The sequence below is a fragment of the Micromonospora sp. NPDC004704 genome, assembly GCF_053601675.1.
Genome location: NZ_JBSGCD010000032.1, coordinates 18348 through 39585, shown reverse-complemented (window position 1 = coordinate 39585; position 21238 = coordinate 18348). Strand labels below are relative to the sequence as shown.

Below are 21238 nucleotides of genomic sequence, written 5' to 3'. Positions count from 1 at the left end.
GATCCCGGAGCGCGACACGCCCGACCGCGGGGGTCGGCGAAGTGGGGCTCTACCAGGTGGTGAGCACCCGCAAGACAGCGGCATCGAGAGAAGGAACAGAAGCCACCATGGCGGGACAGAAGATCCGCATCCGGCTCAAGGCCTATGACCACGAGGTCGTCGACTCCTCGGCGCGGAAGATCGTGGAGACGGTGACGCGCACCGGGGCGCAGGTCGCGGGCCCGGTGCCGCTGCCCACGGAGATCAACCGTTTCTGCGTGATCCGTTCGCCGCACAAGTACAAGGACTCGCGCGAGCACTTTGAAATGCGCACGCACAAGCGTCTGATCGACATCATCGACCCGACCCCGAAGACGGTCGACTCGCTCATGCGTCTCGACTTGCCGGCTGGCGTCGACATCGAGATCAAGCTGTAGGGACCGGACTAATGGACAGGGAAGTTAAGGGCATCCTGGGCGCCAAGCTCGGCATGACCCAGGTCTGGGACAACAACCGCGTTGTCCCGGTGACCGTGGTGCAGGCCGGCCCGTGCGTCGTGAGCCAGGTCCGTACCACCGACAAGGACGGGTACTCCGCGATCCAGTTGGCGTACGGCGTAGTTGACCCGCGCAAGGTCAAGAAGCCGCGGGCCGGGCACTTCGCGAAGTCCGGCGTTGCCCCTCGGCGGCACATCGTCGAGCTGCGCACCGCCGACGCCTCGGAGTACGAGCTGGGCCAGGAGGTCACCGTCGACTCCTTCGCCCCGGGCGGGTCGATCGACGTGACCGGCCGGACCAAGGGCAAGGGCTTCGCCGGTGTCATGAAGCGGCACGGCTTCCACGGCCTGCGCGCGAGCCACGGTGTCGAGCGCAAGCACCGCTCGCCCGGCTCCATCGGCGCCTGCGCGACCCCCGGTCGCGTCTTCAAGGGCGTGAAGATGGCGGGTCGGATGGGCGCGCGTCGCTTCACCGTGCAGAACCTGGTCATCCAGGCGGTCGACGCCGAGCAGAACCTGCTGCTCGTCCGTGGCGCCATCCCGGGCCCCAAGGGCGCCCTGGTGCTGGTGCGCTCCGCGGCCAAGGCGCAGGCGAAGAAGGGCGGTGTGGCGAAGTGACCTCCGTTGACGTGCGCACCGTCGAGGGTGGCAAGAGCGGCTCGGTCGAGCTGCCCGACAGCATCTTCGACGTGCAGGCGAACCTGTCGCTGATGCACCAGGTCGTGGTGGCCCAGCTGGCCGCCGCGCGCCAGGGCACGCACAAGGTGAAGACCCGCGGTGAGGTCGCCGGTGGCGGCAAGAAGCCGTACAAGCAGAAGGGCACCGGTCGCGCCCGTCAGGGCTCGATCCGCGCGCCGCAGTTCGCCGGCGGTGGCGTCGTCCACGGCCCGGTGCCGCGTGACTACAGCCAGCGGACCCCGAAGAAGATGAAGGCCGCCGCACTGCGCGGTGCCCTGTCTGACCGGGCGCGCGCGGGTCAGGTTCACGTGGTGGAGGCGTTCGTCGGTGGCGAGAAGCCGTCGACCAAGGCGGCCCTGGCCACGCTGACCAAGCTGACCGAGGCCAAGCGGGTCCTGGTCGTGCTGAGCCGGACCGACGAGATCAACTGGATCTCGCTGCGTAACGAGCCGCGGGTGCACCTGCTCGAGGCCGGCCAGCTCAACACGTACGACGTGCTGGTGGCCGATGACGTGATCTTCACCCGGGACGCGCTGGACGAGTTCCTGCGGGTTCCGGCGGCGGCGCAGGCCGCGGACGAGTCCGGAAGTGAGGGCGACGAGAAGTGAGCACGATCGCCGACCCGCGGGACATCATCGTCGCGCCGGTCGTCTCCGAGAAGAGCTACAGCGAGCTGAACCGTAACTGGTACACCTTCCTGGTGCACCCGGACGCGAACAAGACCGCGATCAAGATCGCTATCCAGCAGATCTTCGACGTGCGCGTCCTGACGGTCAACACGCTCAACCGCGAGGGCAAGCGCAAGCGGACCCGGAATGGGTTCGGCCAGCGCAAGGCCACGAAGCGCGCGATGGTGAAGCTGGCTGACGGCGACCGCATCGAGGCCTTCGGCGGCCCGGTCAGCTGAGGGGTGTAGACAATGGCAATCCGTAAATACAAGCCGACGACGCCTGGCCGACGTGGCTCCAGCGTCGCCGACTTCGCCGAGATCACCAGGTCGACTCCCGAGAAGTCGCTGCTGGCTCCGCTGCCGAAGAAGGGTGGGCGTAACGCCCACGGCCGGATCACCACCCGGCACCACGGTGGCGGCCACAAGCGGCAGTACCGGCTGATCGACTTCAAGCGGGTCGACAAGGACGGCGTGCCGGCCAAGGTCGCGCACATCGAGTACGACCCGAACCGGACCGCGCGCATCGCGCTGCTGCACTACGCCGACGGCGAGAAGCGCTACATCGTGGCGCCGAAGGACCTGAAGCAGGGCGACCCGGTGGAGTCGGGCCCGACCGCCGACATCAAGCCGGGCAACAACCTGCCGCTGCGCAACATCCCGGTGGGTACCACCGTCAACTGCGTGGAGCTGCGTCCGGGCGGCGGGGCCAAGATGGCCCGTTCGGCCGGCGTCGGTATCCAGCTGCTGGGTCGCGAGGGTGCCTACGCCACGCTGCGTATGCCCTCCGGTGAAATCCGGCGGGTCGACGTGCGCTGCCGGGCGACCGTGGGCGAGATCGGCAACGCCGACCAGTCAAACATCAACTGGGGCAAGGCCGGCCGCATGCGGTGGAAGGGCAAGCGCCCGACCGTCCGTGGTGTCGCGATGAACCCGGTCGACCACCCGCACGGTGGTGGTGAGGGCAAGACGTCCGGTGGTCGTCACCCGGTGAACCCGCAGGGTAAGCCCGAGGGCCGCACCCGTCGTAAGGGCCAGCCGAGCGACCGGCTGATCGTCCGCCGCCGCTACGCGACCCGCAAGCGCGGCTAAGGGAGTTAGGTAGACATGCCTCGCAGCTTGAAGAAGGGCCCGTTCGTCGACGACCACCTGCTCAAGAAGGTGGAAGTACAGAACGACAAGGGCTCGAAGAACGTCATCAAGACGTGGTCCCGGCGTTCGATGATCATTCCGGACATGCTCGGACACACGATCGCCGTGCACGACGGGCGCAAGCACGTTCCGGTGTTCGTCACCGAGGCGATGGTCGGGCACAAGCTCGGCGAGTTTGCGCTGACCCGTACGTTCAAGGGTCACGAGAAGGACGACCGGAAGAGTCGCCGGCGCTGAGCCGGGCCACGGATAAAGGATCAAGGGGTTTCAGCGATGCCAGTTAAGGGCGACGCTCCGGTGCTTCCGGGCGCGCGGGCGGTTGCGCGGCACGTGGGCATCTCGGCGACGAAGGCTCGCCGGGTGGTCAACCTCGTCCGCGGCCTGCCCGCGAAGGAGGCGCTCACGGTGCTCCAGTTCGCGCCGCAGGCTGCGAGCGAGCAGGTCTACAAGGTGCTCGCGAGTGCGATCGCCAACGCCGAGAACAACGAGCGGCTGGACCCCGACGCGCTGCTCGTGAGCGAGGCGTACGTCGACGAGGGCCCGACGATGAAGCGGTTCCGGCCGCGGGCGCAGGGCCGGGCGTACCGGATCCGCAAGCGGACCAGCCACATCACCATCGTGGTCGAGGCGGTCGCGCCTGCCACGCCGAAGCGGGGCGGGGCGAAGAAGGCCGCACCGGCCAAGGTCGCGCCGGCCACCGAGGCCGAGGCTGCCGACACGCAGAGCAAGACGGAAGGTGCCGAGTAATGGGTCAGAAGGTTCACCCGATTGGGTTCCGGCTTGGCATCTCGACCGACTGGAAGTCGCGCTGGTTCGCGGACAAGCTCTACAAGGACTACATCGGCGAGGATGTCAAGATCCGCCGGATGATGTCCAAGGGCTTGGAGCGGGCCGGTATTTCCAAGGTCGACATCGAGCGCACCCGGGACCGGGTCCGGGTCGACATCCACACCGCACGGCCGGGCATCGTCATCGGCCGTAAGGGTGCGGAGGCCGACCGGATCCGTGGCGAGCTGGAGAAGCTGACCGGCAAGCAGGTGCAGCTGAACATCCTCGAGGTGAAGAACCCCGAGTCGGACGCACAGCTTGTCGCACAGGCTGTCGCCGAGCAGCTCTCCAGCCGGGTCAGCTTCCGTCGGGCGATGCGTAAGTCGATGCAGTCGGCGATGAAGAACCCGATCGTCAAGGGAATCCGGGTACAGGTTTCCGGCCGCCTCGGCGGCGCGGAGATGAGCCGTACCGAGTTCTACCGTGAGGGTCGGGTGCCGCTGCACACGCTGCGGGCCAACATCGAGTACGGCTTCTTCGAGGCGCGGACCACCTTCGGCCGGATCGGCGTGAAGGTGTGGATCTACAAGGGTGACGCCGTACCCGGTCGGGAAGCCCCGGCCGAGACCGGTCCGGCCCGTCCGCGTCGCGACCGTAGTGACCGGCCCGAGCGGCCGCGTCGTGGGCGGTCCGGCTCGTCCGGCACCACCGCCGGCGGCACCGAGGCTGGGCGCGCGGCGGCGGCGGAGTTCGCCGGCACCCCGGCCGAGGCCACGAACGACCAGGCCGCGCCGGCTAGCGCCGCGCCGGCCAATCCGGCTCCGGCCGGATCGGACAGCTCAGCGCAGGAGGGCTGACAGATGCTGATGCCGCGCAAGCCCCCGAAGGGCTTCCGCAAGCCGCACCACCCCGACCGCCATGGCGCGTCGAAGGGCGGCAACCGGGTGGTGTTCGGCGAGTTCGGAATCCAGGCGCTGGAGCCCGCTTACGTCACCAACCGGCAGATCGAGTCAGCGCGTATCGCGATGACCCGACACATCAAGCGTGGTGGCAAGGTCTGGATCACGGTCTTCCCGGACCAGGCCCTGACCAAGAAGCCCGCTGAGACCCGGATGGGTTCCGGTAAGGGCTCGCCCGAGTGGTGGGTCGCCAACGTAAAGCCGGGACGGGTGCTCTTCGAGATGTCCTTCCCCAACGAGCAGACCGCGCGAGAGGCTATGCGTCGCGCGATCCACAAGCTCCCGATGAAGTGCCGAATTGTGACACGCGAAGTGGGTGAAAGCTGATGGCCGCGGGCGTAAAGGCCGGCGAGCTGCGTGAGCTCTCCGAGGAGGAGCTGGTCGCGAAGCTGCGCGAGGCCAAGGCGGAGCTGTTCAACCTCCGCGTGCAGGCCGCGACCGGCCAGCTGGACAACAATCGCCGGCTGCAGGTCATCCGTCGGGAGATCGCCCGGATCTACACGATCATGCGTGAGCGCGAGCTGGGTCTCTCCGCCGCGCCGACTGAGGTGACTGCATCATGAGCGAGTCGACCGCCCCGGAGGGGACCACCACCGCCCCGCGGGCCCAGCGCAAGGTGCGCGAAGGGCTCGTGGTAGGCGACAAGATGGACAAGACCGTCGTGGTCGAGGTTGAGGACCGGGTCAAGCACGCGCTGTACGGCAAGGTTCTGCGCCGTACGCGCAAGCTGTACGTGCACGACGAGCAGAACGCGTGTGGCGTTGGCGACCGCGTACTGCTCATGGAGACCCGTCCGCTCTCCGCCACCAAGCGGTGGCGGATCGTGGAGATCCTCGAAAAGGCCAAGTAGAGCCGGACGGGCTGCGGAGCAGACCGGACCAGCAAGCTCAGGGTTCCGCCAGGCTCAGACGGCATGAGTTTCCGGCTGGAAGGCACAAGCCGGAGACACCAGCCGTCTGAGAACCGGCAGACATAGGAGATAGACGTGATTCAGCAGGAGTCGCGACTGCGCGTCGCCGACAACACGGGTGCTCGGGAGATCCTGTGTATCCGGGTTCTCGGTGGCTCCGGTCGGCGCTACGCGAGTATCGGCGACGTCATCGTGGCCACGGTCAAGGACGCCATTCCCGGTGCTGGTGTGAAGAAGGGCGACGTCGTCAAGGCGGTCGTCGTCCGCACCGCCAAGGAGCGGCGGCGGCCGGACGGCTCGTACATCCGCTTCGACGAGAATGCCGCCGTCATCATCAAGGACGGTGGCGACCCGCGCGGTACCCGCATCTTCGGCCCGGTGGGCCGGGAACTGCGGGACAAGCGGTTCATGAAGATCATCTCTCTCGCGCCGGAGGTGTTGTGACCGTGAAGGTCAAGAAGGGCGACACGGTCGTCGTCATCGCCGGCAAGGACAAGGGTGCCAAGGGCAAGGTCATCGCGGCCTACCCGCGGCAGGACAAGGTCCTGGTCGAGGGCGTGAACCGGGTCAAGAAGCACACCCGCATCAGCACCACTCAGCGTGGCGCCAAGACCGGTGGCATCGTCACCCAGGAGGCTCCGATCCACGTGTCGAACGTGCAGCTCCTGGACTCCGACGGCAACCCGACCCGGGTCGGGTTCCGGATCGACGACAGTGGCCAGAAGGTCCGCGTCGCGCGTAGCACCGGTAAGGACCTGTGATGAGCACGGCTACCGAAACCAAGACCATGCCGCGCCTCAAGGAGCGGTACCGCAACGAGATCGCGGCCGCCCTGCGTGAGCAGTTCGGTTACCAGAACCCGATGCAGGTGCCGGGTCTGGTCAAGATCGTCGTCAACATGGGTGTCGGCGAGGCTGCTCGCGACGCCAAGCTGATCGACGGCGCGGTTCGCGACCTGGCCACCATCACCGGCCAGAAGCCGCAGGTGCGGCGGGCGACCAAGTCCATCGCGCAGTTCAAGCTGCGCGAGGGCATGCCGATCGGCGCGAAGGTGACCCTCCGGGGTGACCGGATGTGGGAGTTCCTGGACCGGCTGCTCTCCATCGCGCTGCCGCGTATCCGTGACTTCCGGGGTCTGGACGGGCGCAAGCTCGACGGCCACGGCAACTACACCTTCGGTCTCACCGAGCAGTCGGTGTTCCACGAGATCGACCAGGACCGGATCGACCGGCAGCGGGGCATGGACATCACGGTGGTCACCACGGCCACGAAGGACGACGAGGGCCGGGCGCTGCTGAAGCACCTGGGCTTCCCGTTCCGTGAAGACCCGAGCAAGGAGAACTGAGATGGCGAAGAAGGCGCTTATCATCAAAGCGGCCGCGAAGCCGAAGTTCTCGGTTCGCGCCTACACCCGCTGCCAGCGGTGTGGTCGTCCGAAGGCGGTCTACCGCAAGTTCGGGCTCTGCCGCGTGTGCATCCGGGAGATGGCCCACCGCGGTGAGCTGCCCGGTGTCTCCAAGGCATCCTGGTAAAGGCCCAGCAGCGTCCTGACCGTTGGTCGGGGCGAGGATCGCAACGCCGTAGGCCCCGGGCCGTGTGCCCCGGGAACCGCGGTGAGAAAGGCTGACAAACACCAATGACTATGACTGACCCGATCGCAGACATGCTCACGCGTCTGCGTAACGCCAACCAGGCGTACCACGACAAGGTGACGATGCCCTACTCGAAGATCAAGGCGAACATCGCCGAGGTCCTCAAGACCGAGGGTTACATCGCCACCTGGTCGGTCGAGGAGCCCGAAGAGGGCGCCGTCGGCAAGCGACTGGTCGTCGAACTGAAGTACGGCCAGAGCCGCGAGCGGAGCCTGGCGGGCATCAAGCGCGTCTCCAAGCCCGGTCTCCGGGTGTACGCCAAGTCGGACGGGCTCCCGCGGGTGCTCGGCGGGCTGGGCGTGGCGATCATTTCGACGTCCCAGGGCCTGCTCACCGACCGGCAGGCTCGCAAGCGGAGCGTTGGCGGGGAAGTCCTCGCCTTCGTCTGGTAACGGGAGACAGGTAGAAATGTCGCGTATTGGACGTAAGTTGATCCCGGTTCCCGCCGGCGTCGACGTCACGATCACCGGGCCCACCGTCAAGGTCAAGGGCCCCAAGGGCGAGCTCTCGCACACCCTCGCCGAGCCGATCGCCGCGGAGCGGGCCGAGGATGGCCAGCTGGAGGTGACCCGTCCCAACGACGAGCGTCGCGCCAAGGAGCTGCACGGCCTGAGCCGTACCCTCGTGGCCAACATGATCGTCGGGGTCACCGAGGGTTACCGCAAGACGCTGGAGATCGCCGGCACCGGTTACCGGGTCACCGCCAAGGGCAAGGACCTCGAGTTCGCACTCGGGTTCTCGCACCCGGTGCTGGTTCCGGCTCCGGACGGGATCACCTTCACCGTCGAACGGCCGACCCTGTTCCACGTGGCCGGCATCGACAAGCAGCAGGTCGGTGAGGTCGCCGCCAAGATCCGGAAGATCCGGCCGCCGGAGCCCTACAAGGGCAAGGGCGTGAAGTACCAGGGCGAGGTCATCCGCCGCAAGGCTGGAAAGGCAGGTAAGAAGTGAGCGCCACGCTGCTCAAGCGCCGTCGCGGCGTTGCCGCCAAGCGCGCCGTTGGGCGGGCGCGGCGACACTTCCGGGTCCGCAAGAACGTCAGCGGTACCTCCGACCGTCCCCGGTTGGTCGTCACCCGCTCGCTGCGGAACATCACGGCCCAGGTGGTCGACGACACCAAGGGGCACACCCTGGCGTCGGCGTCGAGCCTGGACACGTCGCTCCGCGGCGGCGAGGGCGACAAGAGCGCCCTGGCCGGCAAGGTCGGCGCACTGCTGGCCGAGCGGGCCAAGGCCGCCGGCATCTCCAAGGTCGTCTTCGACCGCGGTGGCAACCGGTACGCGGGGCGGATCGCCGCGCTTGCCGACGCCGCCCGCGAAGCCGGGCTCGAGTTCTGACGGGCGTCTGATGCGCGTCGGACGAGGATCGCAAGTTAGTAACCCCGTCACGAGAGATAAGGAAGGCCGCTGATGCCAGGTCAACAGCGCCGTGGCGGCGGGTCCGGTGGCAACGAGGGTGGTCGCCGCGACAACCGCCGTGAGGGCGGCCGCGGAAACGCGCCCGTCGAGAAGACGCCGCACATCGAGCGGGTCGTCGCGATCAACCGTGTCGCCAAGGTTGTCAAGGGTGGTCGTCGCTTCAGCTTCACCGCTCTGGTGATCGTGGGCGACGGCGACGGCACCGTCGGTGTGGGCTACGGAAAGGCCAAGGAGGTGCCCGCGGCCATCGCCAAGGGTGTCGAGGAGGCCAAGAAGCACTTCTTCAAGGTGCCGCGGATCGCCGCGTCGATCCCGCACCCGGTGCAGGGCGAGGACGCCGCTGGCGTTGTCCTGCTCAAGCCGGCCAGCGCCGGTACGGGTGTCATCGCCGGTGGACCGGTGCGTGCCGTGCTGGAGTGTGCCGGGATCCACGACGTGCTCTCCAAGAGCCTCGGATCGTCGAACCCGATCAACATCGTGCACGCCACCGTCGCGGCCCTGAAGGGGCTGGAGTCGCCGGAGGCGGTCGCGAAGCGTCGCGGCCTGCCGGTGGAGGATGTCGCGCCGGCCGCCATGCTGGCGGCGCGGGCGGGGGTGACTCGCTGATGGCACGGCTCAAGGTCACCCAGCTCCGATCCGACATCGGGACCAAGCACAACCAGCGGGAGTCCCTGCGGTCGCTCGGTCTCAAGCGGATCAATGACGTGGTGGTCAAGGAGGACCGCCCCGAGATTCGGGGCATGATCTTCACCGTGAGCCACCTGGTGAAGGTCGAGGAGGTCGAGTAATGACGATCAAGGTCCATCACCTGCGCCCGGCGCCCGGTGCCAAGACCGCCAAGACCCGCGTGGGTCGTGGTGAAGGCTCCAAGGGCAAGACCGCCGGTCGGGGCACCAAGGGCTCCAAGGCCCGCAAGAACATCTCGGCGGCGTTCGAGGGTGGGCAGATGCCCATCCACATGCGCCTGCCGAAGCTGAAGGGCTTCAAGAACCACTTCCGGGTCGAGTTCCAGGTCGTGAACCTGGACCGGATCGCGGAGTTGTTCCCGAAGGGCGGCCAGATCGGTCCGGCCGAGCTCGTCGAGGCAGGTGCGGTCCGCAAGGGCCAGCCGGTCAAGGTGCTCGGTGCGGGGGATCTCGGTGGCGTGACGATCCAGGTGTCGGCGCACGCGTTCAGCGCGTCGGCCAAGGAGAAGATCGCGGCTGCTGGCGGCTCGACCACCGAGCTGTAGGACGTAACGCGGTCGTGACGCCCGTCAGTTGTTTTCAACTGACGGGCGCCACGGTCTACTAAGGGGCCGTGCCCCTCGTTAACATCGGACCCGGTGTATGTTCATGGGCACACCTGCCCGGATCACCGCTGGGCTGTTAGAGTCCGATCCCAGCACTGGTATCGGGCTACCGCTCGACGACCACCCTAAGCCGCGCCGGACCACCGGCGGCCCGCCTCGCGCAGGAGGATGAAGTTGCTCTCCGCCTTTTTCAGTGCGTTTCGTACGCCTGACCTGCGCAAAAAGCTGCTGTTCACAGTAGCTATCATCGGTGTTTACCGACTCGGTGCGACGCTGCCCAGCCCGGGTGTGTCCTTCGGCAACGTGCAGAAGTGCCTGGACACGATCCAGACCGACGGCGTTCTGTCGCTGCTGAACCTCTTCTCCGGCGGCGCGCTGCTGTCGCTGTCGGTCTTCGCGCTGGGCATCATGCCCTACATCACCGCCTCGATCATCCTGCAGCTGCTCACCGTGGTCATTCCGCGGTTGGAGCAGCTCCGCAAGGAGGGTCAGTCCGGTCAGGCGAAGATCACCCAGTACACCCGCTACCTGACGCTCGGCCTTGGCGTCCTCCAGGCGTCGGCGTTCGTGGCGCTCGCCCGCTCCGGGCAGCTGTTCAACAATCAGTGCGACCAGTTCCCGATCGTCCCGGAGAACACCGGGCTGCCGATGTGGCTCACCCTGAGCGTGCTGGTCATCACGATGACCGCCGGTACGGGTGTGGTCATGTGGCTCGGCGAGCTGATCACCGACCGGGGCGTCGGCAACGGCATGTCCGTGCTGATCTTCACCTCGATCGCGGCCCGGCTGCCCGGTGAGGGCTGGTCCATCAAGACCTCCAAGGGCTGGGACATGTTCCTCCTGGTCATCCTGCTGGTCCTGGTGGTCATCACGCTGGTGGTCTTCATCGAGCAGGCGCAGCGCCGGATCCCGGTCCAGTACGCCAAGCGGATGATCGGCCGGCGGATGTACGGCGGAACCTCGACCTACATCCCGCTGAAGGTCAACCAGGCGGGTGTGATCCCGGTCATCTTCGCCTCGTCGCTGCTCTACCTGCCGCAGCTGGCGTTGCAGTTCTTCGACCAGAACAACCCCGGCGACGTACAGGCCTGGATCCAGAACAACCTGGTCAGCCCGAGCAGCCCGACGCACATCATCGCGTACTTCCTGCTGATCATCTTCTTCACGTACTTCTACGTCTCGATCACGTTCAACCCGACCGAGGTCGCGGACAACATGAAGAAGTACGGCGGGTTCGTACCGGGTATCCGCCCGGGTAAGCCGACCGCCGACTACCTGGACTTCATCCTCAGCCGGATCACCCTTCCCGGCGCCTTCTACCTGGGCGCGATCTCGATCCTGCCGAACTTCTTCTTCATCTGGCTGGACAACCAGCAGTACCAGAACTTCCCGTTCGGTGGTACTGCGGTGCTCATCATGGTCGGCGTCGGTCTGGAGACCGTGAAGCAGATCGAGAGCCAACTGATGCAGCGGAACTACGAAGGGTTCCTGCGCTAGATGCGACTCGTTCTGGTTGGTCCCCCTGGGGCGGGCAAGGGGACCCAGGCCGAGTTCATCGCCGCCCAGCTGGCCGTGCCCAAGATCTCGACGGGTGACATCTTCCGCGCCAACGTCACCCAGGGCACGCCGCTGGGGGTCGAGGCCAAGCGCTACATGGACGCCGGCAAGCTGGTGCCCGACGAGGTGACCATCAACATGGTGCGCGGCCGGCTGGCCGAGCCGGATGCCGCCGAAGGCTTCCTGCTCGACGGCTTCCCGCGTACCACCCCGCAGGCGGCGGCCCTGGACAAGCTCCTGGCGGACCTGGGCACCGCGCTCGACCTGGTGATGGAACTGGTCGTGGACGACGACGAGGTGATCCGCCGGCTCTCCGGCCGGCGAACCTGTCGGGGCTGCGGCAAGATCTGGCACATCGAGTTCGACGCGCCCACCCACGAGGGCATCTGCGACCGGTGCGGGGCCGAGCTGTTCCAGCGGGACGACGACAAGGCCGAGACGATCGCCGAGCGGCTCCGCGAGTACGCGGAGAAGACCGCGCCGCTGGTCGACTACTACGGTGCCCAGGGCAAGCTGGTGGGCATCGACGCCACCGGACCGGTGGAGGACGTCACCGTCCGCGCTATCGATGCGCTCCGGTCGTACGGGGGATAGGCTCTGTTTTCAGGGTTTTCGGTGTGGGGTTGGGCTCGCGGTGTGGGGTTGGTCCCCGCCGTGCCCCGCTCTGGGCGGTCAGGCTTGATCCCGACGCGGGGCACGGCGGGGACCAACCCTGGGCGCGTGCGGCGGCTTCGGCAGAGCGTCCGCGTCATGCCACCTGAACGGTGACGAGAGCGGGCGGCAGGGTATTCCTGGGCCTGTGAGCGAAAGGTAGAGCCGGCATGCGCCGTCACCAGCTGGATATCCAGCTGAAGACCCCGGAGCAGATCGACAAGATGCGGTCGGCCGGACTGGTCGTCGCGGCGGCGTTGGCCCGCATGCGGGAGGCGGTCGCGCCCGGGGTCTCCACCGCCGACCTCGACGCCATCGCCGAGTCGGTCATCCGGGACGCCGGCGCCATCCCGTCGTTCAAGGGCTACCACGGCTTCCCGGCGTCGATCTGCTCGTCGGTCAACGAGCAGGTGGTGCACGCCATCCCCACCGCCGACCAGGTGCTGCGGGACGGCGACCTGATCTCCATCGACTGCGGGGCGGTGCTCGACGGCTGGCACGGCGACTCGGCGATCACCGTCGGGGTCGGCGAGGTCCGGCCGGAGTTGCTCCGGATGGCCGAGGTCGCCGAGGACGCGATGTGGGCCGGGATCGCCGCCGCCGCACGGGGCTCGGCCAACGGCCGGGGCCGGCTCACCGACATCTCGGCGGCGGTGGAGATCGCGGTACGCAAGGGCGGGCGGTACGGCATCGTCGACGGGTACGGCGGGCACGGCATCGGGACCGAGATGCACCAGGACCCGCACGTGCTCAACCACGGGCGACCCGGCCGTGGACCCCGGTTGGTGCCGGGCATGGCCCTGGCGATCGAACCGATGATCACGATCGGTTCGCCCCGTACGGCGGAACTCGACGACGGCTGGACCGTGGTGACCCGTGACGGCTCGGTGGCGGCCCACGTCGAACACTCGATGGCCCTGCTGCCGGACGGGGTGTGGGTGCTGACCGCCGCCGACGGTGGGCGGGCCCGCCTCGGTGACCTGGTCACCGCGCGACAGCCGGCCACCTCGGATTCGGTCTAGGCGCTGGTTGGCGCTCGCCAAGGTGGCGGGGCGGTGGCATCCTCGTACTCATGGAGCGCCGGGGCGAGATGCGGGCGGCGGACGCCGATCGGCGGTTGGTCGCCGAGCGGCTCCGGCTCGCGGTCGACGAGGGCCGGCTCGACCTGTACGAGTACGACGACCGGTTGCGGGCGGCCTACGCCGCGAAGACGTACGCCGAGTTGGACCACCTGCTGGACGACCTGCCCGAGCCGGTGCCCGCGCAGCAGGCCGAGGTGGCGCGGCAGGGCGGTGCGGTGCCGCACGACCCGTCGGTGCCCGCTCCGGACGGCCGTTACCCGGGAGCGACCCGACAGTGGCTGGTGGAGAACTGGGCGCCCTACTTCTCGGTGGTGACGATCAGCGTCGCTGGCTGGGCGATCATCTCGATGATGGCCTGGGAGGTCCTCTACTTCTGGCCGATCTGGGTCGCGGGGCCCTGGGGAGCGGTGCTGCTCGCGAGCACGGTCAGCGGCCTGGCGCAGGGTAAACCGCAGCGGGTGGCCGCCCAGCGGGCCCGGAAGAAGGCGGCGAAGCAGGCGCGCCGGGAGCAGCGGGCCGAGGACCCGGACCCGGAGCCGGGCCGCGCGAGCCTCCCGCCGTCGGGGGAGCGAGAGGGCTGGCAACTCGGCGGGAAGGCCGACTAGAATCGGCTGGTTCGTCCCATCCGCCACACCGGGGGTACCTCGGTTTGGCGTCGATCCGTGGGCGAGCGTACACTGGCTGATCGGCGCACAGCGTCCACTCCGGCATGCCCATCCTGCGCTTCGGTGGGAGTCGGAGCCGCGGCTGGTCCGGTTGGCTGATCTTGACGAACAGACATCCGGGTAAGGCGTTGTGAGCCGTCCGGAATTACCGACGTCAGGACAGCGGAGGACATGCCGAAAAAAGACGGAGCCATCGAGATTGAGGGCCGGGTCATTGAGCCGCTCCCGAACGCAATGTTCAGGGTCGAGCTTGCCAACGGCCACAAGGTGCTGGCTCACATCAGCGGCAAGATGCGGCAGCACTACATCCGCATCCTGCCCGAGGACCGGGTTGTCGTCGAGCTTTCGCCGTACGACCTGACCCGCGGGCGGATCGTCTACCGCTACAAGTGAATCCGGGTTCGGGTTCAGTCATCTGACGGCGGCCGGAATGTCCGTGTCCGTCCTCGAAGTCCGGCGCCGTGTCCACGTCGCTGGGCCTTATGGGAAGTAAGGCAAACCCGTGAAGGTCAAGCCGAGCGTCAAGCGGATCTGCAACAAGTGCCGGGTTATCCGCCGGCACGGCCGGGTCATGGTCATCTGCAGCGACCCGCGCCACAAGCAGCGCCAGGGCTGATCCGTCTCGGCCGGCACTAGACCGGCCGGTGTCGGGCAGCCTCGTCGCCGATCCGTAGCGCAAGTACCACAACAGAAGCTCGTCCCAGCCACGAGCGCGCGTGCACATCAAGCGATGCACTCGTGGCTGACCCCCGGTCGGAGGCCGGGGCCCACCGGGGCAGGTGGGATGGGTCGGGCCAGAGACCTCCGCGAAACACCACGAGGAGCACGCCCGCGCATGGCACGTCTAGCCGGCGTCGACCTCCCCCGCGACAAGCGGATGGAGATCGCGCTCACTTACATTTTCGGGGTCGGTCGGACCCGGGCCGTTCAGACGCTCGCTGCCACGGGGATCTCCCCGGACAAGCGCGCCAAGGACCTCACGGACGAGGAGCTGGTCCAGCTCCGCGACCACATCGAGGCCAACTTCAAGGTTGAGGGTGACCTGCGCCGCGAGGTCGCCGCTGATATCCGCCGCAAGGTCGAGATCGGCTGCTACGAGGGCATCCGGCACCGCCGTGGTCTGCCCGTCCGTGGTCAGCGGACCCGTACCAACGCACGGACCCGCAAGGGCCCGAAGCGGACCGTGGCAGGCAAGAAGAAGGCCGGCCGGAAGTAGTAACCGGATTCCGGTCCCGCTCGACAGGGCGCGGACCTGATTTCCCGATACCGGAATCCTGGTACAGCTCGATAGAGCCTGGCCGGACTTCCCACACTAGGAGCGCACAGACTTATGCCACCGAAGGCTCGCGCCGGGGCCGCCGTCAAGAAGGTCCGGCGCAAGGAACGCAAGAACGTCGCCCACGGGCAGGCGCATATCAAGAGCACCTTCAACAACACCATCGTGTCCATCACGGACCCGACCGGTGCGGTCATCTCCTGGGCCTCGGCCGGCCAGGTTGGCTTCAAGGGCTCCCGCAAGTCGACTCCGTTCGCCGCTCAGCTGGCCGCCGAGGCCGCCGCGCGTCGGGCGATGGAGCACGGCATGCGCAAGGTCGACGTGTTCGTCAAGGGCCCCGGCTCCGGCCGGGAGACCGCTATCCGTTCGCTGCAGGCCGTCGGGCTGGAGGTCGGGCAGATTTCCGACGTCACCCCGCAGCCGCACAACGGGTGCCGTCCGCCGAAGCGTCGTCGGGTCTGAGAGGTAGAGAGAGATGGCTCGTTACACCGGTGCTGACTGCCGCCGTTGCCGGCGGGAGAAGATGAAGCTGTTCCTCAAGGGCAGCAAGTGCGATGGACCGAAGTGCCCGTTCGAGTCCCGGCCGTTCCCGCCCGGACAGCACGGCCGGGGTCGGACCAAGGAGACCGAGTACCTGCTCCAGCTTCGTGAGAAGCAGAAGGCCCGTCGTGTCTACGGCGTGCTGGAGAAGCAGTTCCGCGGGTACTACGAGGAGGCCGTGGCCAAGCAGGCGAAGACCGGTGAGGTCCTCCTGCAGATCCTCGAGTCGCGGCTGGACAACGTGGTCTACCGGGCTGGCTACGCCCAGTCCCGGGACATGGCCCGCCAACTGGTCAAGCACGGTCACTTCATCGTGAACGGCAAGAAGGTCGACATCCCGTCGTACCGCATCAAGGAACACGACATCGTCGAGGTGCGGGGGAAGTCCAAGGAGATGACCCCGTTCGTCGTCGCCCAGGCGCAGGCCGGTTCCCGGACCGTGCCGGCGTGGCTGGAGGCGATCCCCAGCCAGATGAAGATCCTGGTGCACACGCTCCCGGCCCGGCAGGTCATCGACACGCAGGTCCAGGAGCAGTTGATCGTCGAGCTCTACTCCAAGTAGGCCGAAAACCGCTCGGAACGATCCGGGGTTGGCCGTACGGCACAGCGTTGTCGTGGTCAACCCCGGACTCGCCCCCGAACGGTCGCCAGTTCGCTGGCATGGCAACACAGACGGGCGTCAAATGGTGGGCGCCCCGAACCAAGGAGAACAGAAGTGCTCATTACCCAGCGGCCGACCCTCTCGGAGGAGTCGATCAGCGAGACCCGGTCCCGGTTCACCATCGAGCCGCTCGAGCCGGGCTTCGGTTACACCCTGGGCAACTCGCTCCGGCGTACGCTGCTGTCGTCCATCCCGGGCGCGGCCGTGACGTCGATCAAGATTGACGGCGTGCTGCACGAGTTCACCACGATCCCCGGTGTCAAGGAGGACGTGGTCGAGCTGGTCATGAACGTCAAGGAGCTCTGCGTCAGCTCCGACCACGACGAGCCGGTCAGCATGTACCTGCGCAAGCAGGGCCCCGGCGACGTCACCGCTGCGGACATCCAGCCGCCGGCCGGGGTGTCGGTGCACACCGGTGACCTCAAGCTCGCCACCCTGAACGGCAAGGGCCGGCTCGACATGGAGCTGACCGTCGAGCGGGGTCGCGGGTACGTCACCGCCGCGCAGAACAAGCAGTCCGGCGCCGAGATCGGCCGGATCCCGGTCGACTCGATCTACTCGCCGGTGCTGAAGGTGACCTACCGGGTCGAGGCGACCCGGGTCGAGCAGCGTACGGACTTCGACCGTCTGATCATCGACGTCGAGACCAAGGCGTCGATCGGCCCGCGTACCGCACTGGCCTCTGCCGGTTCCACCCTGGTCGAGCTCTTCGGCCTGGCGCGGGAGCTGGACGAGACGGCGGAGGGCATCGACATCGGCCCGTCGCCGCAGGACGCGCAGCTCGCGGCGGACCTGGCGCTGCCGATCGAGGAGCTCGACCTCACCGTCCGCTCCTACAACTGCCTCAAGCGCGAGGGCATCAACTCCGTTGGTGAGCTCATCGGGCGTACCGAGGCAGACCTCCTCGACATCCGGAATTTCGGTCAGAAGTCGATCGACGAGGTCAAGATGAAGCTCGCCGGGATGGGCCTGGGGCTGAAGGACTCGGCTCCCAACTTCGACCCGGCGCACGTCGTGGACACCTTTGGCGAGGGCGACTACGACACCGACGACTACCGCGAGACCGAGCAGCTTTGATTTTCGGCTAGCTGGAGATCAGCTGCCCACTATTGAGGAGCACCAAGCATGCCCACGCCCACCAAGGGTCCCCGCCTCGGCGGCAGCCCCGCGCACGAGCGGCTGATGCTGGCCAACCTGGCCACCGCGCTGTTCCAGCACGGCAAGATCAAGACGACCGAGACCAAGGCCAAGCGGCTGCGGCCCCTGGCGGAGCAGCTCATCACCAAGGCCAAGCGCGGCGACCTGGCCAGCCGCCGCAAGGTGCTGGGCACGGTTAAGGACAAGGACGTCGTCTACACCCTGTTCGACCAGATCGCGCCCCGGTACGCCAACCGTCCGGGTGGCTACACCCGGATCGTGAAGACCGGACCGCGCAAGGGCGACAATGCCCCGATGGCGATCATCGAGCTGGTCGAGGAACTGGTCGTCGCGCCCGCGCCGACCGGGACCGCGCAGAAGACGGCCGCCCGCAAGGCGGCTCAGCAGGACAAGGTCGAGGCGCTCGCCCCCGCGGACGAGACCGAGACCCGTCCGGCGGACGCCGACGCGGACCAGGACGCCGAGGCGCCGGAGTCGGTGTCGGGCGACACGGCGGCTGCCCGCGAGGACACCGACGAGGCTGACAACAGCAAGTCCTGACCTCGGGCAACGTCGGGCCCGGCACCCCCGCGGGGGTGCCGGGCCCGTTCATTTTCGGGTACGGCGGGTTCAGGGGGTACTGGAGTGGACGGTTACACCCGGGTACGGCTCGATGTCGCGTACGACGGCACCGACTTCTCCGGATGGGCGGCCCAGCCGGGGCGGCGTACGGTCGCCGGGGTGCTGATCGAGGTGCTGGCGAGGGTGCTCGGCGCCGACTCGGTGACCGGGTTGACCGTGGCCGGTCGGACCGATGCCGGGGTGCACGCCACCGGTCAGGTCTGCCACGTCGACCTGGCCGACGCCGCCTGGGCGCCGGTCACCGACTCGCTGCTGCGCAGGCTGGCCGGACTCCTGCCCGGTGACGTCCGGGTACGCGCCATCACCGAAATGCCGGACGAGTTTGACGCCCGCTTCTCGGCGACCTTCCGGCGTTACGAGTACCGGGTGACCGACGCCCCGTACGGGGTGGAGCCGCTGCGTCGGCACGAGATCCTGGCGTGGCCGCGTCCGCTGGAGTTGGACGCGTTGGCCGGGGCGGCGGCCGGACTGGTCGGCGAGCACGACTTCGCCGCGTACTGCCGGCGCAAGGAGCACGCGACCACCCTGCGCGAGGTGACCCGGCTGGACTGGCGTCGGGATCCGGACGGGATCCTGGTGGCGACCGTCCAGGCGGACGCGTTCTGCCAGTCGATGGTGCGGAGTCTGGTCGGGGCGATGCTGGTGGCGGGCGACGGTCGACGGCCGGTGGAGTGGCCCGCGGGTCTGCTCAGCCGGCGGGAACGGTCGAGTGAGGTGACCGTTGCGCCGGCCCACGGACTGACCCTGGTCGAGGTCGGTTACCCCACCGACCCGGCCGAGTACGCCGACCGCGCACTGCGTACCCGCCGGCTGCGGCTGCCTGCGGAGGCCTGAGCGCTGCCGGTTGCCCGTCGGTGCGGGTCAGGCCGCCGGGGTGGCCGGCACGGACGCGTCGACCGGTACGGTGGCCCGGCGTTCGAGGACTCCGCCGCGCAGGTGAAGTTCGATCATGTCGAAGAGGATCTGCCGGGCGTACGGGTCGTCGTCGCCGATCGCCGTACGGTCGGTTCTGGCGATCACGCAGTAGACCAGGAAGTGGCCGCGTACGTGCCAGCCGACCTGCGCGGAGTCGAGGGTGACCGCCTCGGTTCCCGCGCCCGCGCCGAGGCCCTGGAACCGTCCCTTGCCACCGTCCACGATCACCTTGATCTGCTGGTGCGCCCACTCGGCGCCGGTGGCGTCGGCCAGGTTGAACACGCCCGCCGTGACCAGGTGGTCGCCGGCCGGAGAGCGCAGTGTGCCGCGTACGACCTGGTCGCAGCCCAGGTCCGCGAGCAGGGTGTTGATCTCACCGGTGGCGGCCGTGGCGCAGTCGGTGCCCGCCTGGGTCTTGAGTACCTGGTACGGGGGCTCCGCCGGGTTGATGACGATCTGCGGGGACGGGAACACCTCCGGCTCGGTCAGCGGTGCCGGGTCGACGACGCGCGAGCTGATGTCCCGGGGTAGGACGGTCGGCTGCGTCGAGTCGGCCGAATCGCGGCCTGCCCGCCCCTGCCGTTCGTCCGCGATGATGAAGTAGGAGCCGAGTCCGCAGACGGCGAGCAGGACCAGGGTGCCGAGGCCGCCGATCACCCACTGCCAGGTGCGCTTCTGGTCGCGGGTCGCCACCACCGGAAGTGCGCCGCTGTTCCCGGTCCGTACCAGGACCATGGCCGAGCCGGGCCGGACGACCAGCGAGGTCCCGGTCGGCGGGCGTCCCGCGTCCGGTGCCGCCGGTGGTCTGCCCAGCGGTGGGCGCGCACCGGAAGGCGACGGACTTCCGTTCGCCCCGGAGCCGGAGCCGGAGCCGGAGCCGGGCGGTGTCGGGGCACCGGGGATGTTCGGTGCCTGCGGGAACCTCGGCACCGGCGGGGCGGGGAAGCGGGAGGACGGTCGTGGTGGATCGCCGCCTTCCGCGCCCGGTCGGGCCGGCGACGCCCGGTCCGGTGCGGGACGCAGGGGTGCCCGTTGCGTCGGGGGACGGGTGGCGATCGGGTCCGGAGGTGACCCGTACGTGGCCTGTTCCGGCGCCGGCAGCGGATCGCGGGCCGGTCGGAGCGAGGGCTGGCCGAAGGACTCCGGCGCTCGGGCCGGACCCGCCGGCACCCGCGATCGGGCCACGGCCGGCCGTTGGGCCGGTACGGGCGCGGGCCCGGACGCCTCCGTCCGCAGGATCGGCGCGGCCGCCGATGCGGTCACCGGACGCTGCGCCGGTGCCGACCCGGCTGCCTCCCGGCTCCGGTCGGGCCCGGCCGGCGCAGGGGGACCGGACAGGCGTTCGGTCGGTGGCGCCACCTGCCCGGGGGTCGCCCGGTCCTGATCGCGCGACCCGACCCACGGGGCGGTGAGCGGACGTTGGGCAGGTGGGACCACCGGTGAGGCGGTTGGCGGGCGCTGGGTGGCCGGTGGCACCGGCGGGGCGGTTGGTGGGCGCTGGCGCTGGGCTGTCGGCGGGGCGGTTGGTGGGCGCTGGGCTGCCGGTGCCAGCGGCGGGGCGTCCGACGGCCGGCGGCTCGGCGGTGCCGAAGGTTGGGCCGCGAGCGGGCGCTGGCCCGGCCGGGGAAGTGGTGGGCCGACCGGTCGGGCACCCCAGCCCTCCGTCCCGGACCCGGCGCGGGTTGCGCCGTACGGCTCGTCGGTTGGTCGCCGAGGATCGCCCTCTGCCGGCCGGCGGCGGTCCGCCCGCGCCGGGCGCAGTTCCGGACTCGGAGCAGGCGGGACCGGACGCCCCGGTGCCGGTGCGGAGCGGGAAGGCGGCGGGGCGGCCAGGTGGGGCGGCTCGGTACGGCCTCCGGGCGACGAGTGCCGACCCGGCCCGGGTATGGCCCCGGGGTGGGGGCCAGCCCTGTCGGCGGGCCCTGCGGGATAGCCGTTCGCACGGTCGGTGCCGGGGCTCGGCGGAGTCTCCCGCTCCGGCGCCCTCGGTCGGGGCGGACGATCCGCAGGCCGGAGTACGGGATCTGCGCCTCGGGGTGCACGGTCCGCCGGCCACGACGGACGCTCCGCAGGCCCGGGTGCACGCTCCGCCGGCCCGGGTGCACGCTCTGCGGGTCCGGGTGCACGTTCTGCGGCCCACGG

34 protein-coding genes are annotated in these 21238 nt (G+C 68.8%); 33 read left to right on the top strand and 1 reads right to left on the bottom strand.

All coding sequences use genetic code 11. From position 1 onward, the window contains the following. Positions 1-107 precede the first annotated feature (107 nt). The 33 genes from rpsJ (at position 108) to truA (ending at position 19015) form a co-directional block, all read left to right on the top strand. On the top strand, positions 108-416 hold the full coding sequence (gene rpsJ, locus ACWEFB_RS30540) for a 30S ribosomal protein S10 (protein ID WP_007073037.1): 309 nt from the start codon (positions 108-110) through the stop codon (positions 414-416). An 11-nt stretch (positions 417-427) separates the two neighbouring features. Then, positions 428-1093 (top strand): 50S ribosomal protein L3, encoded by a 666-nt coding sequence (gene rplC / locus ACWEFB_RS30535; RefSeq protein ID WP_326561096.1) that lies wholly within the window; start codon positions 428-430, stop codon positions 1091-1093. Beyond that, positions 1090-1761: a 50S ribosomal protein L4 gene (rplD, locus tag ACWEFB_RS30530; protein WP_326561095.1), complete on the top strand. Its 672-nt coding sequence runs from the start codon at positions 1090-1092 to the stop codon at positions 1759-1761. The genes rplC and rplD overlap by 4 nt, the downstream gene beginning before the upstream one ends. After that, on the top strand, positions 1758-2060 hold the full coding sequence (gene rplW / locus ACWEFB_RS30525) for a 50S ribosomal protein L23 (protein WP_121158405.1): 303 nt from the start codon (positions 1758-1760) through the stop codon (positions 2058-2060). The genes rplD and rplW overlap by 4 nt, the downstream gene beginning before the upstream one ends. A 12-nt stretch (positions 2061-2072) precedes the next feature. Next, the gene (gene rplB, locus ACWEFB_RS30520) at positions 2073-2912 is read left to right on the top strand and encodes a 50S ribosomal protein L2 (protein WP_326561094.1); all 840 of its coding nucleotides are present in this window, start codon (positions 2073-2075) and stop codon (positions 2910-2912) included. 15 nt (positions 2913-2927) lie between these two features. After that, positions 2928-3209 carry a 30S ribosomal protein S19 gene (rpsS, locus tag ACWEFB_RS30515; protein ID WP_326561093.1) on the top strand — a complete coding sequence of 94 codons (282 nt, stop codon included), beginning with the start codon at positions 2928-2930 and terminating at the stop codon, positions 3207-3209. 36 nt (positions 3210-3245) lie between these two features. Continuing rightward, complete coding sequence (gene rplV / locus ACWEFB_RS30510; RefSeq protein ID WP_326561092.1) at positions 3246-3719, top strand: 50S ribosomal protein L22; 474 nt, start codon at positions 3246-3248, stop codon at positions 3717-3719. Beyond that, a complete protein-coding gene (rpsC, locus tag ACWEFB_RS30505; RefSeq protein ID WP_326561091.1) occupies positions 3719-4597 on the top strand; it encodes a 30S ribosomal protein S3 in 879 nt (292 codons plus the stop codon). The genes rplV and rpsC overlap by 1 nt, the downstream gene beginning before the upstream one ends. Positions 4598-4600: 3 nt before the next feature. Continuing rightward, positions 4601-5026 (top strand): 50S ribosomal protein L16, encoded by a 426-nt coding sequence (rplP, locus tag ACWEFB_RS30500; RefSeq protein WP_121158410.1) that lies wholly within the window; start codon positions 4601-4603, stop codon positions 5024-5026. After that, complete coding sequence (rpmC, locus tag ACWEFB_RS30495; protein WP_326561090.1) at positions 5026-5262, top strand: 50S ribosomal protein L29; 237 nt, start codon at positions 5026-5028, stop codon at positions 5260-5262. Before rplP ends, rpmC begins: the two co-directional genes overlap by 1 nt. Further along, on the top strand, positions 5259-5549 hold the full coding sequence (gene rpsQ / locus ACWEFB_RS30490; RefSeq protein WP_452290961.1) for a 30S ribosomal protein S17: 291 nt from the start codon (positions 5259-5261) through the stop codon (positions 5547-5549). Before rpmC ends, rpsQ begins: the two co-directional genes overlap by 4 nt. Positions 5550-5684: 135 nt before the next feature. Next, positions 5685-6053 (top strand): 50S ribosomal protein L14, encoded by a 369-nt coding sequence (rplN, locus tag ACWEFB_RS30485; protein WP_007465279.1) that lies wholly within the window; start codon positions 5685-5687, stop codon positions 6051-6053. After that, the gene (rplX, locus tag ACWEFB_RS30480) at positions 6050-6370 is read left to right on the top strand and encodes a 50S ribosomal protein L24 (RefSeq protein WP_363598836.1); all 321 of its coding nucleotides are present in this window, start codon (positions 6050-6052) and stop codon (positions 6368-6370) included. Before rplN ends, rplX begins: the two co-directional genes overlap by 4 nt. After that, on the top strand, positions 6370-6954 hold the full coding sequence (gene rplE / locus ACWEFB_RS30475; protein WP_363598834.1) for a 50S ribosomal protein L5: 585 nt from the start codon (positions 6370-6372) through the stop codon (positions 6952-6954). The genes rplX and rplE overlap by 1 nt, the downstream gene beginning before the upstream one ends. Before the next feature lies 1 nt (position 6955). After that, positions 6956-7141 carry a type Z 30S ribosomal protein S14 gene (locus ACWEFB_RS30470; protein WP_007465272.1) on the top strand — a complete coding sequence of 62 codons (186 nt, stop codon included), beginning with the start codon at positions 6956-6958 and terminating at the stop codon, positions 7139-7141. A gap of 104 nt (positions 7142-7245) precedes the next feature. Then, positions 7246-7653, top strand: coding sequence for a 30S ribosomal protein S8 (gene rpsH, locus ACWEFB_RS30465; protein ID WP_452290958.1), 408 nt, complete (start codon positions 7246-7248; stop codon positions 7651-7653). A gap of 16 nt (positions 7654-7669) precedes the next feature. Then, a complete protein-coding gene (rplF, locus tag ACWEFB_RS30460; RefSeq protein ID WP_326561085.1) occupies positions 7670-8212 on the top strand; it encodes a 50S ribosomal protein L6 in 543 nt (180 codons plus the stop codon). After that, positions 8209-8598: a 50S ribosomal protein L18 gene (gene rplR, locus ACWEFB_RS30455; RefSeq protein WP_326561084.1), complete on the top strand. Its 390-nt coding sequence runs from the start codon at positions 8209-8211 to the stop codon at positions 8596-8598. Before rplF ends, rplR begins: the two co-directional genes overlap by 4 nt. A 72-nt stretch (positions 8599-8670) precedes the next feature. After that, positions 8671-9285, top strand: coding sequence for a 30S ribosomal protein S5 (gene rpsE / locus ACWEFB_RS30450; RefSeq protein ID WP_121158417.1), 615 nt, complete (start codon positions 8671-8673; stop codon positions 9283-9285). Beyond that, on the top strand, positions 9285-9467 hold the full coding sequence (gene rpmD / locus ACWEFB_RS30445) for a 50S ribosomal protein L30 (RefSeq protein WP_121158418.1): 183 nt from the start codon (positions 9285-9287) through the stop codon (positions 9465-9467). Before rpsE ends, rpmD begins: the two co-directional genes overlap by 1 nt. Continuing rightward, on the top strand, positions 9467-9910 hold the full coding sequence (gene rplO / locus ACWEFB_RS30440; RefSeq protein ID WP_326561082.1) for a 50S ribosomal protein L15: 444 nt from the start codon (positions 9467-9469) through the stop codon (positions 9908-9910). The genes rpmD and rplO overlap by 1 nt, the downstream gene beginning before the upstream one ends. 234 nt (positions 9911-10144) lie before the next feature. Next, positions 10145-11467, top strand: a complete 1323-nt coding sequence (gene secY / locus ACWEFB_RS30435; protein WP_326563040.1) for a preprotein translocase subunit SecY — start codon at positions 10145-10147, stop codon at positions 11465-11467. Next, positions 11468-12121 (top strand): adenylate kinase, encoded by a 654-nt coding sequence (locus tag ACWEFB_RS30430; RefSeq protein ID WP_326561081.1) that lies wholly within the window; start codon positions 11468-11470, stop codon positions 12119-12121. A 227-nt stretch (positions 12122-12348) separates the two neighbouring features. Then, a complete protein-coding gene (gene map, locus ACWEFB_RS30425) occupies positions 12349-13200 on the top strand; it encodes a type I methionyl aminopeptidase (protein WP_452290954.1) in 852 nt (283 codons plus the stop codon). A gap of 50 nt (positions 13201-13250) precedes the next feature. Beyond that, positions 13251-13865, top strand: coding sequence for a DUF1707 SHOCT-like domain-containing protein (locus tag ACWEFB_RS30420; RefSeq protein ID WP_452290952.1), 615 nt, complete (start codon positions 13251-13253; stop codon positions 13863-13865). Between the two features lie 231 nt (positions 13866-14096). Next, a complete protein-coding gene (infA, locus tag ACWEFB_RS30415) occupies positions 14097-14318 on the top strand; it encodes a translation initiation factor IF-1 (protein WP_007073013.1) in 222 nt (73 codons plus the stop codon). Positions 14319-14427: 109 nt separating this feature from the next. Next, positions 14428-14541 carry a 50S ribosomal protein L36 gene (rpmJ, locus tag ACWEFB_RS30410; RefSeq protein WP_043965539.1) on the top strand — a complete coding sequence of 38 codons (114 nt, stop codon included), beginning with the start codon at positions 14428-14430 and terminating at the stop codon, positions 14539-14541. A 219-nt stretch (positions 14542-14760) separates the two neighbouring features. Further along, entirely contained in the window at positions 14761-15141 is a 381-nt protein-coding gene (gene rpsM / locus ACWEFB_RS30405) for a 30S ribosomal protein S13 (RefSeq protein ID WP_326561078.1), read from the top strand. 114 nt (positions 15142-15255) lie between these two features. Next, the gene (gene rpsK / locus ACWEFB_RS30400) at positions 15256-15663 is read left to right on the top strand and encodes a 30S ribosomal protein S11 (RefSeq protein ID WP_007073011.1); all 408 of its coding nucleotides are present in this window, start codon (positions 15256-15258) and stop codon (positions 15661-15663) included. Between the two features lie 13 nt (positions 15664-15676). Then, entirely contained in the window at positions 15677-16303 is a 627-nt protein-coding gene (rpsD, locus tag ACWEFB_RS30395; protein WP_326561077.1) for a 30S ribosomal protein S4, read from the top strand. Positions 16304-16456: 153 nt separating this feature from the next. Further along, entirely contained in the window at positions 16457-17479 is a 1023-nt protein-coding gene (locus ACWEFB_RS30390; protein ID WP_121158425.1) for a DNA-directed RNA polymerase subunit alpha, read from the top strand. Between the two features lie 48 nt (positions 17480-17527). Next, complete coding sequence (gene rplQ / locus ACWEFB_RS30385) at positions 17528-18100, top strand: 50S ribosomal protein L17 (protein WP_363598824.1); 573 nt, start codon at positions 17528-17530, stop codon at positions 18098-18100. An 84-nt stretch (positions 18101-18184) separates the two neighbouring features. After that, positions 18185-19015, top strand: a complete 831-nt coding sequence (truA, locus tag ACWEFB_RS30380) for a tRNA pseudouridine(38-40) synthase TruA (protein WP_452290948.1) — start codon at positions 18185-18187, stop codon at positions 19013-19015. A gap of 27 nt (positions 19016-19042) precedes the next feature. Here truA and ACWEFB_RS30375 read toward each other — a convergent pair whose 3' ends face one another. Then, positions 19043-20359 carry a hypothetical protein gene (locus tag ACWEFB_RS30375; protein ID WP_452290946.1) on the bottom strand — a complete coding sequence of 439 codons (1317 nt, stop codon included), beginning with the start codon at positions 20357-20359 and terminating at the stop codon, positions 19043-19045. Positions 20360-21238: the final 879 nt, after the last annotated feature.